11 protein-coding genes are annotated in these 17190 nt (G+C 53.0%); 8 read left to right on the top strand and 3 right to left on the bottom strand.

What is annotated here, in order from left to right:
• The first annotated feature begins 305 nt into the window (after nt 1–305).
• Nucleotides 306–767, top strand: coding sequence for a GNAT family N-acetyltransferase (locus HG66A1_RS28040; RefSeq protein WP_145192162.1), 462 nt, complete (start codon nt 306–308; stop codon nt 765–767).
• Between the two features lie 90 nt (nt 768–857).
• Entirely contained in the window at nt 858–1580 is a 723-nt protein-coding gene (locus HG66A1_RS28045) for a creatininase family protein (protein ID WP_145192164.1), read from the top strand.
• 29 nt (nt 1581–1609) lie between these two features.
• Here HG66A1_RS28045 and HG66A1_RS28050 read toward each other — a convergent pair whose 3' ends face one another.
• On the bottom strand, nt 1610–2740 hold the full coding sequence (locus HG66A1_RS28050) for a prenyltransferase/squalene oxidase repeat-containing protein (RefSeq protein WP_145192167.1): 1131 nt from the start codon (nt 2738–2740) through the stop codon (nt 1610–1612).
• Between the two features lie 342 nt (nt 2741–3082).
• Here HG66A1_RS28050 and HG66A1_RS28055 point away from each other — a divergent pair, with 342 nt between their 5' ends.
• From HG66A1_RS28055 to HG66A1_RS28080, 6 genes are read left to right on the top strand one after another with little or no spacing between them, the layout of a single operon-like run.
• The gene (locus tag HG66A1_RS28055; RefSeq protein ID WP_145044737.1) at nt 3083–3976 is read left to right on the top strand and encodes an RDD family protein; all 894 of its coding nucleotides are present in this window, start codon (nt 3083–3085) and stop codon (nt 3974–3976) included.
• Nucleotides 3966–5045, top strand: coding sequence for a stage II sporulation protein M (locus tag HG66A1_RS28060; protein WP_232106690.1), 1080 nt, complete (start codon nt 3966–3968; stop codon nt 5043–5045). The genes HG66A1_RS28055 and HG66A1_RS28060 overlap by 11 nt, the downstream gene beginning before the upstream one ends.
• The gene (locus HG66A1_RS28065) at nt 5042–5962 is read left to right on the top strand and encodes a hypothetical protein (RefSeq protein ID WP_145192170.1); all 921 of its coding nucleotides are present in this window, start codon (nt 5042–5044) and stop codon (nt 5960–5962) included. Before HG66A1_RS28060 ends, HG66A1_RS28065 begins: the two co-directional genes overlap by 4 nt.
• Nucleotides 5959–6741, top strand: coding sequence for a DUF4129 domain-containing protein (locus HG66A1_RS28070; RefSeq protein ID WP_145192173.1), 783 nt, complete (start codon nt 5959–5961; stop codon nt 6739–6741). The genes HG66A1_RS28065 and HG66A1_RS28070 overlap by 4 nt, the downstream gene beginning before the upstream one ends.
• Nucleotides 6713–7963, top strand: coding sequence for a DUF4350 domain-containing protein (locus HG66A1_RS28075; RefSeq protein WP_197996848.1), 1251 nt, complete (start codon nt 6713–6715; stop codon nt 7961–7963). The genes HG66A1_RS28070 and HG66A1_RS28075 overlap by 29 nt, the downstream gene beginning before the upstream one ends.
• 13 nt (nt 7964–7976) lie before the next feature.
• Nucleotides 7977–8330, top strand: a complete 354-nt coding sequence (locus HG66A1_RS28080) for a Rieske (2Fe-2S) protein (protein ID WP_145192179.1) — start codon at nt 7977–7979, stop codon at nt 8328–8330.
• Here the strand turns inward: HG66A1_RS28080 and HG66A1_RS28085 are convergent.
• Both HG66A1_RS28085 and HG66A1_RS32735 read right to left on the bottom strand, forming a co-directional pair.
• Nucleotides 8327–9010 (bottom strand): metal-dependent hydrolase, encoded by a 684-nt coding sequence (locus HG66A1_RS28085; protein ID WP_145192182.1) that lies wholly within the window; start codon nt 9008–9010, stop codon nt 8327–8329. The genes HG66A1_RS28080 and HG66A1_RS28085 overlap by 4 nt on opposite strands.
• Before the next feature lie 76 nt (nt 9011–9086).
• Nucleotides 9087–17153 (bottom strand): hypothetical protein, encoded by an 8067-nt coding sequence (locus HG66A1_RS32735; protein WP_145192185.1) that lies wholly within the window; start codon nt 17151–17153, stop codon nt 9087–9089.
• Nucleotides 17154–17190 lie beyond the last annotated feature (37 nt).

The raw sequence follows: 17190 nt of genomic DNA on the forward strand, positions 1-17190 counted from the left end.
GGCTCTATCTCCCAGCGTGATGATTTAACTCGGACGTAAAATTGGCACATCCTGTAGGTTTTGACCATGCATCCTTGCAAAACCATTACTGCTGTACTACCTAATATCGCCATTTTGACATTTGAAGTTTCTTCATTCTTGCCCAAATCCCCAAACAATTCCAAAAATTCTGCTTGCTCGAATCACGTTCGTGACCTATGTCTGTCACCTGATTTTTCACTCAACCCGTTTGACAGCAATGACAATCGTGGTGCCAACATGATAAAGTGTGTGCTGGCTTTCATTTGAGATACGAGGATATAAGCATGCTGGAAATTCAAATCGATTATGCCACTCTGGAAGACTGCGAAATCATTACGCATTTTAATCTTGAGCTGGCGCGGGAAACGGAATCAAAAAATCTGGATCAGGACCTGGTACGCACAGGCGTGGTGGAGTCACTGGGTGATTCGCGCGGTTGTCAGTATTTTGTGGCCCGCCATCAGGACACCGTGGTTGGTCAGATCATGTTCACCCGCGAATGGAGTGACTGGCGTAACGGAGAATTCTGGTGGTTCCAGAGTGTGTACGTCGATCCGGCATACCGCCGGCAGGGAGTATTCAAACAGCTGTCCGACCACGTGGAAAAACTGGCTCGCTCCAAGCCCGATGTCGTCGGCCTGCGTCTCTATGTAGAAAAAGAAAACGACCGTGCGCAGTCTACCTACCACCAGTTGGGGTTTGGCTTTCCCGGCTACCAGGTGATGGAAAAGATGCTCGATCGTTGACGGAAGGCCCCCAGACGACCAAAATCGAGTCTGGATCTCCGCCTGCGCCACGGCTCCAGTTAACGAATCACTACTCCAGGAAGAACATCCATGTCACAATCTGAATCAAGTGAAATCCTGCTCCCCAAACTGACCCGCCGCGAATTCCGCGAGCGTATGCAGTCCGGCGAACTGAAAGCCTGCATCATCCCCGTGGCAGCCACAGAGCAGCATCTGGAACACCTGGCCATGGAGCATGACTGGAGAAGTGTCATGCTGGTCGCAACCGAGGCCGCTCGCCTGCTGTCACCGGAAGTTCTGGTGGCACCTTCCATGAATATTGGAATCAGCGAACACCACATGCGACACCCCGGTACATTATCCGCACTGCCCGGCAGCTGGCTGAGCGTGCTGTTTGACACCATTCGCAGTATGCACCATGCCGGCTTCACAAATATCCTGGTGCTCAACGGCCATGGTGGAAACATTGCCCCCTGCCTGGGAATGTGGGGACAGTTCCAGCAGCGGCTGGAAATCAATCTGCATTTCGAGTCCTACTGGAATCTACTGCCTGAAGAAGTCGCCCTGGCGAATCTGAAAACCGAACGCTGGCCCGGTCATGCCCAGGAATTCGAAACCGCATTTGCCATGGCGGCGTTCCCGGAAAATGTCCGGAACGACGCGATGCAGGATCAGGAAGACAAAGAACCCCTGGAAGCCACTGCAGAGGCAGGGCAGAAGATGATTGACGAGATCGTCAAACAGGTCGCCGGGTACGTTTCAGGCATGATTGATGGCAGCAACACTGTCGAGATCCCCCCGTTTCACCCCTGAGCATGAAACGGGGAGAATTATTTTAGCCTCTATTTCGCGGGCTGACAGTAACTCAACGCCAGCAACGCATATGCGGTTGCCAGATTGGGATCTGATTCATACCAGCGTTTCTGGGTGTTGGTCCAGCTCCCGTTTTCGTTTTGCAGTTCAGCCAGTTGATTGACCAGTTCGGCCCGCCAGTTGTGGGCCGTACCCTTTTCATCTTTAAACTCATCGACCTGCATCGCATCCAGTGCTTTCGCAAAAGTATGGAAGTAGTAATACAGGCCCATCAGCCCCATGCCGGGATTTTCCTTCAACGTATAATGACGTCGGATCCACTCGGTAGCGGCTTTGACTCGCTTATCCTTCTCATCAACGCCGGCAAAAATCATGCTTTTCAGACCTGCATAGGTCATGCTGCCATAAGAACGCAGTCCGCCATCCGGAGTTGTCCCCGCCTGCGAAGTTCCCCCCGCTGCTGGCGTGTAGTAGAAACCGCCGTCATTGACTTTCGAAGCAAAGGGCGTCGTATTAAATTCCGATTCCAGGTTCTGAGTTCGCGATACGAACACAAGCGCCTTCTGAATTGCAGGGTCGTCTGATTTCACTCCAGCCTTCCGCAGCGCTTCGATCAGAAACTGGGTATTGGAAAGGTCAGGACGCTGATGCCCCCCGTAGCCGGCACCACCATAAAAAGTGTCGGAAGACTCGATTCCTTCCCCTTTATCCCACTGCAGCCCGCGAAGAAATTTCTCTGCATTCTTGATGGTCTGATCATAACGACCATCTTTATTGGCTGCATGCAGCGCCATGATCGAGATACAGGTTTCATAGTTACGGTGATTACTTTTCGAGTAGTAAATTCCGCCATCTTTCTGAATGTAACCTTCCAGTCGCTTCAGGGCTTTCGCCACAACGGGGTCGCTGGCAGGCACACCACTTTCCAGCAAGGCAGTCGTGACCAGTGCACTGATACCGGGTACGGTTTCAGTCGTCCACAGGCCGTCTTCCAGCTGGCTGTTTTTTAAATAATTGATGCCGGCTTTCTGGATCTTCTGCAACTTCTCCACATCGACCTTTTTAGCCGGTGCGTCGGCAGCAAAACTGACTGAAGCCAGCGCAGCCCAGGCCACTGCACAGATTCCGACAAAACTCAAAACTCGTCTGCTCGATAACATCAACAGTTCCTCACTCTCGTTCTTTCAAGGATATCACTCAAAGATCAGCATCATCCCTGCATTCCGGATTTTAGACGGAACTAAAAGAGAACTCAGCTCTGTGACGCCCGGGACAGAGCCTGCACCTTAAGACAGGAAAAACACTACGATGGGGTACCAGAGGGTACATCCTGATTATATCCGTCCCCCATTCAGATAGAAAATGACGATTTCCGGTTTTCATAAAAATTTGTCAGCGTCATGGATAACCGTACCCTGTTTCCTCTATAATCGGCTGTGTAATTCCTGAATTCAGGATTTCTGGCTTAAATTCATTCTCCGGACTGACTCAGTACTCCACCCATGGCGACAGCAACTTCAGAACTGGACCAGGCGCAGACCTCAGCCGTCTATCAGGAAGAGGTCTATTCTAATCAGCCTCGAAAACTGAGCCTGGACATGCAGATTGAAACCCCAGAGAATGTCATTCTGACCTACCAGCTGGCAGGGCCGGCACAACGCTATCTGGCCTATCTGATTGATCTTATCATCCGCATGGTTGTCATGATTGGATTACTGATGTTCGTCATGCCGATGATGAGTCTGGTCTTGCCCGGAACCGCCCTCGGCCTGTTCCTGGTTCTGATGTTCCTCAATACCTGGGGTTACTACACGATCTCAGAAGGATTCTTCAAAGGACAATCCATCGGGAAACACTTTTGTGGTATCCGCGTAATCCGTGAAGGGGGCTACCCAATCACCTTCTGGCCCGCCGTACTGAGAAACCTCGTGCGAAGTGCTGATGCGATTATGTTCTATGGAATCGGCATCACCTCCATGCTGCTGACACGGCGTTTCCAGAGACTCGGAGATCTGGCTGCAGGCACAGTCGTAATCCAGGAGCGTTCGCTGAAACTCCCTCGAAAACCCGTGATTCTGGATAAAATCAAACCCCTCGACAAAAATGAAATCGGCAGCTTCCTTCCGCGAGACGAAGTCCTGTCGCTGATCGACGAATTTATCGGACGCCGTCATGTTTTGACCTATGAACGGGGGCATGCCCTGGCAGCAATTCTGGCACAAAATCTGGCCGATCGACTGCACTATTCCGGGGACCCGAAAAAAGTGACTCACTACCCCATGGCATTTCTCGCAGCCGTCTATAAAACATTCAGCTTCAGTCAGGCTGAAGAAGAACAGGATGTGGTCTCCGAATACCTGAAACAGTCTGGCTTCGGGGAGTTTCATGATGAATAAGCATAAGTTCATTCAGCAACGCAGACCCCAGTGGAAACGATTCGAAGAGTTTCTGTACGGCACCTCCCGCAAATCCCTGTCCAAACTGGAAGCGGAACAGATCACGGAATTTTCCCGGCTGCTTCGTGAAGTTTCTCACGATCTGGCCACCATTCGCTCCCGCGGCTGGGGACACGACCTGATCTCTTACCTGAACGATCTGGTCGCGCGCGGGCATAACCTGTTTTATGGCGCCCCGCCCAGCAATCTCTCCGTTTTTTATCGCTATGTGTCCCTCGAATTTCCCCGTCTGTTTCGCGCCAACATCGGCTACTTCCTGACAGCCTGCCTGTTGTTCTTTCTGCCTCTGGGGATCAGCTGGTACGTGGTGCAGAACAATCCCAGTCTCGCCTCGCGGGTCATCCCCGAAGAAATCATGTCCCGCTTTGACACGATGTATTCAGACCATGGCGAGTCTGATCCGGACAATGCGAGCGAGGAGGATTCAGAGTCGGAATCAGAAGGGAGATCCAGCTTTGGAGATGAACGGGCAACCATGGCCGGTTTCTACATCAACAATAACGTGGGCATCGCATTGAAATGTTTCGCGCTGGGAATTCTGCTCGGCATCGGCACCGTTTATACCCTGCTGTTTAATGGAATTTTTCTGGGAGCCGTCTCCGGTTACGTCATCAGCCAGGGACACGGTGAGCGTTTCTTAAGCTTTGTTATCTCGCACGGTTCTTTTGAACTGACGGCCATTGCCGTTGCGGGAGGCGCCGGACTGATGCTGGGAAATGCCCTGATTCATCCGGGCCAGAGAACGCGATTTCAGTCGTTGCAGGTTCGCGGACTGGAAGCAGTGCAAATCGCAGGCGGCGCGGCTGTCATGCTAGTGGTAGCGGCATTGATTGAAGCCTTCTGGTCTCCCTCTGATGTATCCCCCATGTTGAAGTACAGTGTCGGCAGTGTGCTCTGGTTGATTGTTTTTCTGTACCTCGCTTTTGCCGGACTCCAGTCTGATGAAACGGGTGAGACCGCAGCTCAACCAGGTCCTTCTGAGAAACCAGGGGAGCTTCCATCGGCATGATGCGTTTCGAGAAGATCAATATCGCTCTGGTACCCCGGAAGGCCAGCAGTTGCCTGGACCTGGCGATCCGTTTCTATGGACGGTTCCTGATCCCGATCCTCAAACTCTGGGCGATCATCGCGATCCCGGCCTGCACCCTCGTGTATTGCCTCAGCTATTATTTTCTGCTGGACCTGCGGATGGCACTGACTGTGGCCTTCTTTGCCTCATCGCCGCTGGGGGTTCTGCTCACCTGGAATTCAGCCCTGTTTGCGTTCGGAAACACTCCGGGCATGGGAAGCCTGAGACGCCAGTTCCAGTTTCGAATGATTCCTTTGATGCTGTTCTGCCTGGCAGAGAGAGCCCTGTTCTTTATCGGTCCTGCCCTGCTCTTCTTTTCCGGTAATATGCTCGGCCTGCTGGGATTCATCTACTGTTTCTTTCCCGGCATCTGGATTCTGGTACGCAGCGGATTCCGGGTCGAACAGGCTGTTCTGGATTATGCAGGTGTCGCCTCGCAGGAAGATGCCTCGCACGATCATCGCACAAAAGACCTGATCAAGACCAACTTCGGCTCACTCTTTGGCCGGGGACTGGCGATCTTTCTCTTCTGCTACATCCTGACACTGATCCTGTTTATCACCTTCGACTACCTCTGCTACACCCTGCTGGAGTTCCCGATCCTGATTGGACAGATCCCCTACCTGCTGGATCCGAAAACCGCCGATGATACGCTGATCAATATCATGCTGTTGATGACAACAGACCCCCGCGTGCTGGCCATGCTGACGGCATTCATCCTGCTGGTCTATCCCATTGGCCGCCTGGCCTGGTTCTTTACTTATATCGACCTGCGCGTGCGACTGGACTGCTGGGATATGGAACTCCGAATGACCGAAGTCTCTGAGAATCTGACATTCAAGGAGGTTTCGTTATGACAGCCTCTCGAGTACGCTTCCAGAGCAGAGTCTCCCTGTTTCTCAGTCTGGGAATCCTCCTGCTGACCCCGGTGTTTCTCGCTGCACAGCAGGAAAATGATTATACCGATCTGTCATCTCCTGACCAGGTGATGCTGAAGCAGGACATGCAGGAGATTCTGAAACGGCCCGAATTTCGACATCTGACCCGCGAACGCGAACTCGCTCAGGAAGCCGACGTAGATCTGGATGACTGGATCAAAGATTCTCCCCGACAGAGCAGCTACGACACCTCTGCCATCTCCGGTGTCGCCGGGCTGATTTTTCTCTACCTGTCGTATGCTGCAGTGATTTGTGCCTGTCTCCTTGTTCTGTTCCTGCTGGTGAAAGCTGTGACTGGCTTTAAGCTTTCCAGAGAGCACAACATGAAATCCGACTCCTCTCAACTACAGGGAGAGATGGTTCTGGAGGAGCATGTCTCGCCCGCTGAATTAGCGGCAGCCACTTACCTCGAACGGGCACAGGAACTCGCCCGATCAGGTAACTACCATCAAGCTATCATCCAGCTACTGTATGGATCGATGAGCTTCATTGAACGCTCGGGATGGATCCGGTTCCGTAAAGGATTAACTTATCGCGATTATATGCGTGCAGCACGCCCGCATGGCCTGGCCGGTGAATCACTGCGTCAGATGATTCGCACTTATGAACCCCTGGGATTCGGCCGCCGGGTCGCAACCCGAGAACATTTTGAAAGTACACTCCAGCATTATGAATCAGCCTTCCAGAAAGAAACGTGAACGCAGAAATGCGGGCTGGTTCTGGCTGGCCGCACTCTGTCTGCTACTTCCTTTGCACCTCTGGTTTCCGGAGTTCGGTACCGGTGCGCTGGACGATTCCTACAGTTCCTCCGCCAGCGGGAAAAAAGCATTTTATCTCCTGCTCGATCATGAATCGTTTCAAACAGAACGCAACCGGACTCCTCTAAGCGTCCTGCTGCAAACACTCGATTACGACGAAACCGTCTGCATCCTCGGCCCGGCCCGCTATCCCAGTCCACTGGAATGGTCGTCTCTGCTGGCCTGGGTCGAAGAGGGCGGGCGACTGGTCATCTCAGCTAATCCCAAACATCCGCAGTTCCAGGTGGAACCGCTGGAACTCAGCGTGGAATATCTCGATGAAGTCGAACGGGAAAACATGCCGCGTGTTGAGAAAAAAGAGGATGACGAAGACAAAGAGGAATCCGATCTCAGCCTGCTGATGAAAGGCGAACATGACCTGATCGAAGCCCAGGCATCCACTGTGTTTCCTGATGTCCCCTCACTCGTCTGGGATACCAATGCACGGGTTACCTCCGCAACGGGTCAGGCTCTGGTCACTGCAGGAGAGACCCAGCAGGCCGTCCGACTGCATCATGGCTTGGGAACCGTTGTTGTCTCCGCTTCCTCGGAAATCTTTTCAAATCAGTCCATGGTAGACGGCGGCAGCGTTGCGGCATTTCGGCTCATTGAGGCTGCCGGACCTCCTGAGTATTTCGTCGTTGATGAATCATTGAATGCTTCGGGAACATCGAAAGTCGTCGCCCTGCTGATCGACCCGACCTTCCGCCCCCTGACAATCCAGCTGCTGATCACACTGCTGATTTTTGGCTGGTGGAGAAGCAATCGTTTCGGGCCGATCCTCTCTTCCCACATTCTGCCCCGGCATAATATTGTTTCGCATACCGATAACGTCGGCAATTTACACTATAAAAAAGCCAACGGGCGTGCTTTACTATTCGCGTATATCAAGCAGCTGTTTTCAGAACTGAATCTCAGGCATTTCCGTGGCGAGGAACATCGCGTACTCGACCCCATCGCGAGACGTTTGGATGAAGATCCAAAGCAAATCAAAAGGTTCCTGAAAAAAGCGGCCCAAATCGCGAAGAGTAAAAAAGTGAATCGCCATCAGATGGGTGAGCTGATTCGAAAACTGTCTAAAATCAGACAGGCTGCTTCGCCCGGGAAATATCAGAAGAAATAACGAAAGCCCATTTGTGATTACCTACCATTCGATCGCCAAAGTCGGCGACATTCCGGAAGGAGAAGGACGCGCTTATCATCTCGAAGGCCTGATGATCGCCGTCTTCCTCAAAGAAGGCCAGTATACCGCCATCAATGATTTCTGCCCTCACCAGGGAGCGCCCCTCTCAACCGGCTATGTCGACGAAGAGGGAGCGGTTACCTGTCCCTGGCATGCCTGGCGATTCTGTATCAAGGATGGCACCTGGCTGGATAATCCCAAATCAAAATTACAGGTTCCCGTATACCCGCTGCGAATCGAAGGGGATGACATCCAGGTGGGACTGGAACTCCCTGAAGAAGAGGCCCCCTCGGCTCCCGCTGACTAAAGCTCGCAGGAACTACCCGGTTCCAGTACCACCGGTTCGGCTGTGGTCTGGCTTCGTACCTGATGAGCCCACGCAGCGGCATCCTGTTCAATCAGAGGCCAGGTATTGTAGTGCATGGGAATAACCCGTTTGGGTTCGATCAGTTTCGTCGCCCGTACTGCATCTTCCGGTCCCATAGTGAAGTTATCGCCGATCGGCAGGATTGCCAGGTCAACGCCTTCTTCACCAATCAGCTTCATGTCATAAAACAGACCGGTATCAGCGGCGAAGTAAATCGTTCCCTCATCCAATTTCAAGAGAATGCCACAGGGGCTGCCGCCGTTGCTTCCGTCCGGCAGCATCGATCCATGATGGGCGATCGTCAGCTTGACGGTCCCAAACTCATGTTGATAGGAACCACCAATATGCTGAGGGTGTACGTTTTCGATTCCCTGTTTCCCCATCCATTCGATAATTTCGAAATTGGCAACCACCAGTGCTTTGGTGCGTTTCGCGATCTCGACGGTATCCCCGACATGATCGCCGTGCCCGTGACTGACAATGATTGCATCAGCTTCGACGGCATCGGCGGAGACGCTCGCGCTGGGATTCCCTGTCAGAAAGGGATCCAGGAGAATGGTTTTTCCATTGGTTTCAATCTGAAAGGAGGAATGTCCCAGCCAGGTAATCTTTGTTGCCATGCTTGCCTCGAAGGTAAAGAGAAAGGAGTGATCCTGATTTCCGTACCTGCAAGATACAACAGATCGAAGTCCAATTTCAAGCAGTCGGTTTCATTCGCTGTGAACTGAGCCAGATCGCTCCCAGTAGAAAGCAGACCAGTGCGAAGTTCCCCAACCAGTCGGAGAGGAACAACCAGCCGATCAGCCCTATCAGAGCCAGGAAGATACCGCCCCATTTTCGGAGCACCATCGAATCTCCGTAGCGGGTGACAATCAGAATCAGAAAGATCAGCATCCCTGCCCAGAAGATCGTCCAGATCAGGGCGGAACCGAAGGCAAACGTATTTTCAGGACGGACCTTGAGTGCCAGTTTGGGATGCCCATTGACCTTGGTGAATTCCAGCTTGTGTCCCTTCAGGGGAATATCAAACTTCAGTGAAATTCCGCCAGCTTGCGTCCAGCCAGCCTGTTGTAATTCAGCACCCAGCATCTCAGATTCTGCGGGAGCTTCTCCGAAAGCAGGCCTGGAACCTGGGTCGTAAAGATCCCCCATCGGTTGCCCCTGGATGGCCCCCTGATTGGGTAGCATTGCTCCTCCGAAACCGCCTCCTTGCCCACGCCCTTCAGCCAGGCTGTTATCTCTCCCCCTTCTCTGGAAGGCATCATATTCCAGTGATTCTCTCATATTCTGTGTTCGATCACTGGGAGAGACACCAAATGGAGATCCGTTTTCAAAGTGTTGTCTCTGGTTGAACCGGGGCTGATTCGGCATCGCCTGTTGTTGCTGCAACTCCTGCTGAGGCATCGCAAAATCATTCGCATTCTGCAGGCTCTGCTGACGGCGTAAGGCTCGGCTGTCGGCAGGTGTTGTCTGCTGAATACCTTTCTTCCCATGCGCCTGCTTGGGTGCGGCATTGCGAATCGTAAAACTTTTCAGTTTGGGCAGGTCACTGGCAGTATTTGATGAAGCCGATCCATCACCGTTCGACGATTCAGCCGGGGCGCGATTCAAATTGTATAATGAGGCATTATTTCCGATTACGAGGCTGTTGAAAGCGTCTTCGGAATCAAAATCGGAGAGTCCATTTGTATTCACCGCGTCGTTCAACATTTTATCCTGCTGTGCCTGACGCTGTTGTTCCTTTCGCTGCAGTTCGCTGATCTGCTGTTTGATCCGCTGCCCCTGCTGTCTGGTCTGGGCATCGTCATCCGTATCTAACTGTTTCCCCAGTTCTTTCAGGTTGGAGATAACCCGTTTTCGCACCCGGTCACTCTTACTGCCACTGTATACGGAGTAAAGGTTCTCCACATCTTTCTGAACACTCGTCAGCGAAAGCTGATATTGGGTGAACTCTGATTCCGACAGAACAGGTGACATATTCGTGCGCGAGTTATCCAGTAAGGGAGTTGCCGAATAGTCGTCGGGAACATAAACAGTCCACTTGGTCTGGGCGACGGGAATTCCATACTCGGCATTCTCAGCAGGTGTGACGATCCGCGGCGGTTCCAGATCGAGTGTCTGTCCCTGCCAGTTGAATCTACCCTGAGGCAAACTGGATTCCAGCCGACCGACGAGAATCAGATTGACTGAAAAAGAAAGATCAGCCGCACTCGTTTTAGGGAGTGCCAGCAGATAGATCACCTGCTTTTGTGTTGTTTTTTCTTCACCCTTCTCTGTTGGTTCCGCTATCTGTTTCAGTAATACCGGGGCTGTCGGTACACCTTTGACAAAGGCACTCAACACCTGCGACCGTTCCGGAAGCATGACTGCCAGAAACTGACGTGATCGGTTACGTAAGCGGTATTCTGCATGCGTTTTCCAGCTGCCATCGTGAGCCAGCACGGTCGTCAACTGTGAAAGATTCACCGCAGCGGCGGCTCCCTGGTCTGCCTGGAACTGCTGAATCTGGTACTCGGGGGGCTTACCATTCCCCTGCAGCCGAGCCAGAGTCATCGCCTGGTTAGCCAGGGCATCATCGAGTGTCAGCGGCATTTCATCACGGTCGACCGTCGTGATTGATTCCGGATTCAGCAGGTTCAATCGTGCCCAGCTGTGATTCACCAGCATCAGATAATGCTGCTGGATTTCCAGTTCGGTCGTTTGTGAATCGACCTGGATACTGGTGTCCATGACACGAACCTGGGGAATCTCAATCTTCCCGGTCACCGGCGGTGCCTGCGTGGTTTCTGCGGTGATGAAATACGTTCCTTCGACCGAGTTCTGCAGGTGAATCGTCCATTGGATAATTTCATTGCCGATTACGCGTTTGTTGATCTGTCGAATCGAATCCCCGCGGAAGTCCAGATGTTCTCCGAGCCAGGCAGGTGTCGTAAACGACAACACGTCGGTTGCTGCTCCCTGAATCGACCAGCGAATCCCCACCGTGTGGCTGACCGACACATTACCCACCGTCGTCATCACCAGTGAGTTAGCCGTCACATTTGGCTGAGCCGGAGTCAGTTCCAGTTTGATCCACTCCGGTAACTCTGCCGAGGATCGATAAGCGAATTGGGGTAGGCTCGGACGCTGAGCTTTCAACTCGGGTGACAAATCAGCAGATGAAATCGCCCGCCAGTCTTCCAGTTCGGGAGCACGGGCCACCAGCGCTTCGTCAATCCAGATAGCCAGATCGCTGCGTACAGAAGAGACAACCAGCGGCGTGGGGATCACAACTTCTGCCTGTTGCTGGTTTCCCTCCCGGGGCACCACACCATCAACCACGATTTCTGCCAGACTGGTTTTGAGCTCGGCAAATTCGAGAACCAGCACCCGCATGTCATCGGCGTTCTGTTCAATTACATACCAGTCATCCAGCCCCTGTGCCTGGACACTCAAGACGAGATAGGCTTCGGGTAGTTCCAGCACAAACGTTGATTCGGGAATGCCTTTAAGCTGATAGCGAATGCGGCTGGAAATACTCAGTTTACGAGGCGAAACAAGGACTCCATGCTCAGCGAGGGCCTGTTTTTCAGCTTGTTTTCGGGAAAGGAAGAACTGAGTCTCCACGGGCCGACGTGAAAACCGGTAAGCCCATTGGGGCTGCAGAGTGTGGCCTGCTATTTTCCAGACCGGTGATGCGGTTTCCGGATTCACATACTTCTGAGTATCGATTTGTATCGCTCCGGATATTTTCTCCGGACGAATCTGAAACTGAGGCTCTGCGTAGACGCCGATGGTCCCGGTTTCATTTGTGATGGTTTCAGGAACAAACTGGGGCAGGTTGAGCGAACGATTCTGCTTTCCAACAGACAGCGACTGAAACGCTTCCACTTTGACGCGTGTCCTATCTTTGATATCGCGTCTTAAAAAGACTTTGATACGTCGATCATCTCCGGTCCCCACCATCTCCCAGCCACCCACATCAGGACCGGTTACGGACTGAATGCGAATGTCCCCGGGAACCTTCAATAATGCCTGGTTAATCGTCCCCTGTCGCACCTGATATTGATGCAGACTGTGCAACCGCTGTCCCGCGTCCTGGACAACCGCTGACAGACTGGTATCACAATGCACAATGCCTTGAATCGCACCCCGCTCTTCTGCCTGACGCCAGGAAATCTGCAGTTGGCCTCCCTGATCTACAGGCAGCTCTAGTTTCGCTTTACCTGCGGCTGTCTGTTTCCGATAAGTGGACCGGGTTCCCGTAATGCTGACCTCCGAAGTCGCATCGGGAAGATCGAGTGTCAATCGCCCACTGGCCACAGGCAGGAGATCAAATTTGAAACTCCCCGCCGTCCCGCTCTGTTGTGCGGGAAGATCCAGTTCCAGATCGAGGATATGCAGTCCCGCCTGTGCAATCACGATTGAATACATTGTTTGTGAAACAATTTTATCACTGGCGAATTTGTGTTCCGGATGAGTCAACAAGGTGGCCGACTTTCCATCGAGCTGGGCACTGCTGATGGCCGCTTTCCCTAAAGGCAAGGCGACTGTCACCGGCTGTGAACCAACCGTGTGGATGACCAGACGTCCTTTGACATGCACGACCGCCTGTCCGGTTTCCGCCCCCGGTTTTAATTCCGCGGCATACAGTGCCTGACTGACAGTTCCCTGTGCAGTTGCCTGCTGATCGATGGGTTCATCCGGATGTGCTGCATTCCAGAGTTTCCTGAATTCATCCTGCGGCAGAAAGATGCGTTGTGAGTCGAGCGGATCAGTGCCTGCTTCGTAAGGAATCACCAGGTTTTGAGGCAGGCTGGGAACAGGTGGTTTGACCTCCGTCTGAGCAATTCCGCTTACTGGAGCTCCCAGACAGAAACCGAGCAGGAGCAAAGTGCTGACCGTCGCCTGTTTCTTATCTGCAGAAGCATTCCAGCGACAGCATTCCCGTCCCAGTTTGCCGATCATCCATTCCACACTCCAGCATAAACCGACCAGCAGCGAACCGACGAAAAGACCATCCAGAATCGGTTGTACTCCTGCAGGGAGAAACGCGCTGCAGGTGATCGGGAGAAAAACACCCAATAACAGCACCAGACAACGCTGCAGGCAAGTCCGGCTCCGCATCAACCAGCCCAGCCAGAGCACTCCGACCATCATAACCAGAAACAGACGCCGATTGATTTTCAGGGCCTGCAACGTCACATCCAGCGACAGCCCGGATTTATGTGGCTCGCCGTAATATTGAAATTCCAGTGAGCGATAACCTTCCGGAGCAGGCAGTGGTGCGACAACCGAAAGTCGACCTCCCAGCGCTTTCGCCGGAGCAGGAGGAAACTCTGCCTCTTCGATTAAATCTTCCCCCACAACCACAGAAGCCGGCTTGCCCTGCATACCTCCAGCCAGCCTGTCGGATTTGGCTTTGCTGTCTCGAGATTTCGATTCACCAGACCGATTCATTTCCTCAGATTGCGAAGTTGGTTCCTTGAGTTTTCTCGTCAGCCCATCGACTTGTTGCCCTCTTTGAAAACTTTGGGCAGGAGCCGTCAATGGTGCTGGTGTTTCACCGGAGTTCGGTTCGAATCCCAGTTGAGTTCCACCTGTCAGATCACTCTGCACTGATGACTCAATCTGTCGCATTTCATTTTTAGACATGGAACGGCGTGCTGCTTCTCGTGACTGCTGCACAGCAGGCAGCATGAGTGCGATGACAATACAAAGCAGGATAAACCCGCCAAACAGCGAAATCACCACGTTTACCCCGCCTCTGCGATAGGCGTAGACACTCACCACAGCAATCAACAGTACAAAACAGGCAGCCAGAACACGGCCTCCCATCTCGCGGATCGGAACCACTGAGAGATGCTGGCGGACCCGCTCAATCATCCCCGGGCGTCCCAGAGGCTGGTCGGGGACAAAATCCCCGGTGCTGTCGGTAATGAAAGTATCCTGGGGATACAGAATCGTCCAGGCCTGATTCAAAATCTGTAGCGACTGGATCTGTCCAGCTCCGTCAACAACGGCGACCTGCGGAGGCACTGCAGAGTGTCGATCTTTCCATGCCACGTTTCCACGATTCGCATCGTAGAGGAGTTTCAAGGTATGCGTGCCATCGGTCTGGCTATCCGCAGTCACGGGGATCATGAAAGCAGCACCTGTCTGACGTACCTCAACCGGGGTTCCACCAATCTGGGCCGACAACAGTTCTGCACCCTCGGGAAGTGTGACCTGCAAAGCCTGAATCCCGACAGCAGAAAAGTCGAGTGCAGCTTCGTTCTGAACTTCTCCTGCAGAGCCCAGCACGCTTTGAATCTGAAGCTGATGTGCAATCGTCGTGGGTACAGCCGTCTGATCGAAACGGGTTTCCTGAACCTGTATCTGATGGCCGGCACCCACAAACCGGAATGCAGCGACAATGCGTTCCTGTGGCACGTAAGTGATGGGGGCAGGTAACTCGGCGGCATCGATCGAATTCAGAGCCTGACCTCGGACGCCGGTTGCTTTAATCTGCAGACGCTGATCGCCTTCCGCTTCGAATGCAACTTCTCCATATTGACGATCTGCAGACATGATCTGCAGTTGCGGAATCTGCACAACCTCTCCTTCGGGACGAGGTTGTTCAATGGTTACCGTCAGGGTCTGCTTGCCACTCAAGCGGCGATCCATCTTCAATTTCCAGACGCGGACTCCGTTCTGTGGTTCTTCGGCCGCCTGTTCAATGATGCGTCCCGCGGAATTGATTAATTGAAACTGCAGATCGGTTCCCACACTTTCCGGCAGAGCGACCATCAGAGACCGGAAGCTCCCGCGTTCGACATTGAGAGTTGCCTCATAGTGTGAGAAGAGCGTGGTCTGATCGAGCCGGACATACTGCAGATGATGTGCGGCCATCTGCAAAGGTTTTCGGGAAACGGTCAGGCTGCCTGAATAGCTGTTGTCCTGATATTGATAACCGAACCGCATGTTGGGAATACTTTCCTGCATCGGTTCCAGGCCAGTCAGTTCACTGGGAACCAGATCCCAGTCATTCTCCGCGTGGATGACCAGAGTTCCCTCCAGGATTTTGGCCTGGGGCAATTCAATTTGAGGCAAGTTGAGTAGCTGGCCTTCTGTTTCAGGGGGCCAGTTCTCCAGATCGCGATGTGCGGTAATAATCACACGTGCTTCCTGGTTCGCCGGCAGTGCATCCGGGAAAGGAAGGCGTATCTGTTTGGCACCCGCTTCACGAGATGATTCTTTCCAGTCGATTGGCTGATCTTTAAAAGTCGCTCCCAGAATGGTCCACTCGGCAGGCAGGTTTGCTTCAAACTCAAACATGGGAGCAAACAGGCTTTCCACCGTGGTCACCAGGCGAAGATCCATTCCCTGTTCATTGATGTCGATCACGGTAGATGCTGCCATCTGCACCTCGGAACGTTTTTCCTGCGTGATCAGTGAGATACGAAAATCTTCCTGCCAGAAATCAAAATCCAGGCCTGGCCCCGTAGTCTGTCGCACGGGAGTTCTCTGACGTGTCGCCGGTGCAGTCTGGGCTTTCCGTCTGACATTTCGCGTTCTTTCGACCTGGAGCCGAACTCCCGGCGGGTAGCGGATCAGAATTGAACCGACGTGGGAATTGACCTTCTCAATCAATAAATCGGGAACATCCCAGTCTTCGTCTGTTTCCGTGGTCATGACGCCCCGGCAGATGATCTGTCGTTCGCCCTCGATCGGCTGCCGATAATTCAGGGTAATTTCAGTCCTGTTACGTTCCCGCATGCTGTCATTCAACGTCCAGGATTCCAGCCCCGTTGATTCCACACTGACAATTTCCAGAGACTGGGGCACACTTAGAATCACCCGATCCAGCGACTGTCCGTAGATATTGAGCGTGGTCTGCGCCTGCCAGGCGACTTTACCGGGACTGACAGAAACACCAATCCCACTCTGTGCGAAAATCAGAGAATCGTTGGTCTGCTGCTGTGACTGCTCGGTGATTTTGATGCTGACCTTTCCATCTCCCCCCACCGGGAACTCATAAGCGGCCTGTTCTCCCTCCTGGGAAGTGGATTTCACCTTCAATTCGTTAACCACCAGATGCCGATCAGTGGGAACTTTCATTTTGAACTGACTGGGCACACCGGGCAGTAACTGAAACTGGGAGACCTGATCACTGCCAACCGTATTGAGAGGAGCTGAAAGCTGTAGTTCCAGTTGATGTTCCCCTGCCCCCTTGCTGAATAGCTGCAGTTGCGAATTCTTTCCTGACTGCCGGGCGAGCATGGCAGGTTTCCCGTCCAGTTCCGCCGATTCCACAGCCAGTCCCTGCAGAGGCAATTCGACAGCCGTCAGTTGTTGAGGGAACTGGCGAATCGAAATGCGGGCCTTAATGACTAGTTGCCGATCTGAGAGAGTCGCCTCGTAGGCAGCACCATAGATAACAGATCGTGCATCAGGCAGTCCGGTCCCCCCGTTATTGGCTTCCGCCTGTTTTTTGAGAGACTCATACTGCGCACGCGGCAACAGCACACCGCTGCGGTCACGTGACATTAATGCGTCCAGTTGATCCAGAGGCAGATAGACGGCTGTCTCTGGCCAATGAGGCGGCTTCGGTGCGGGCATCGACTGTTTTTGTTTGACAGCCACTTTTTTACTGTTCGTTTTCTGGGCGGGGAGATCCTGAGTAAACCACGTCGAGAGGCATCCCAGGCAGACTGTGATCGCCAGTGCCAGATTCAGAAATCGGCGTATTTCAGACACAGTAGTAACAGCTGGTGCGGATATCGTTTTTGATTTTATATTCATGGCGAACCTCATGCAGTTAGTCGCTCACAGTCGGATT

This window comes from Gimesia chilikensis (assembly GCF_007744075.1).
Lineage (GTDB): Bacteria > Planctomycetota > Planctomycetia > Planctomycetales > Planctomycetaceae > Gimesia > Gimesia chilikensis_A.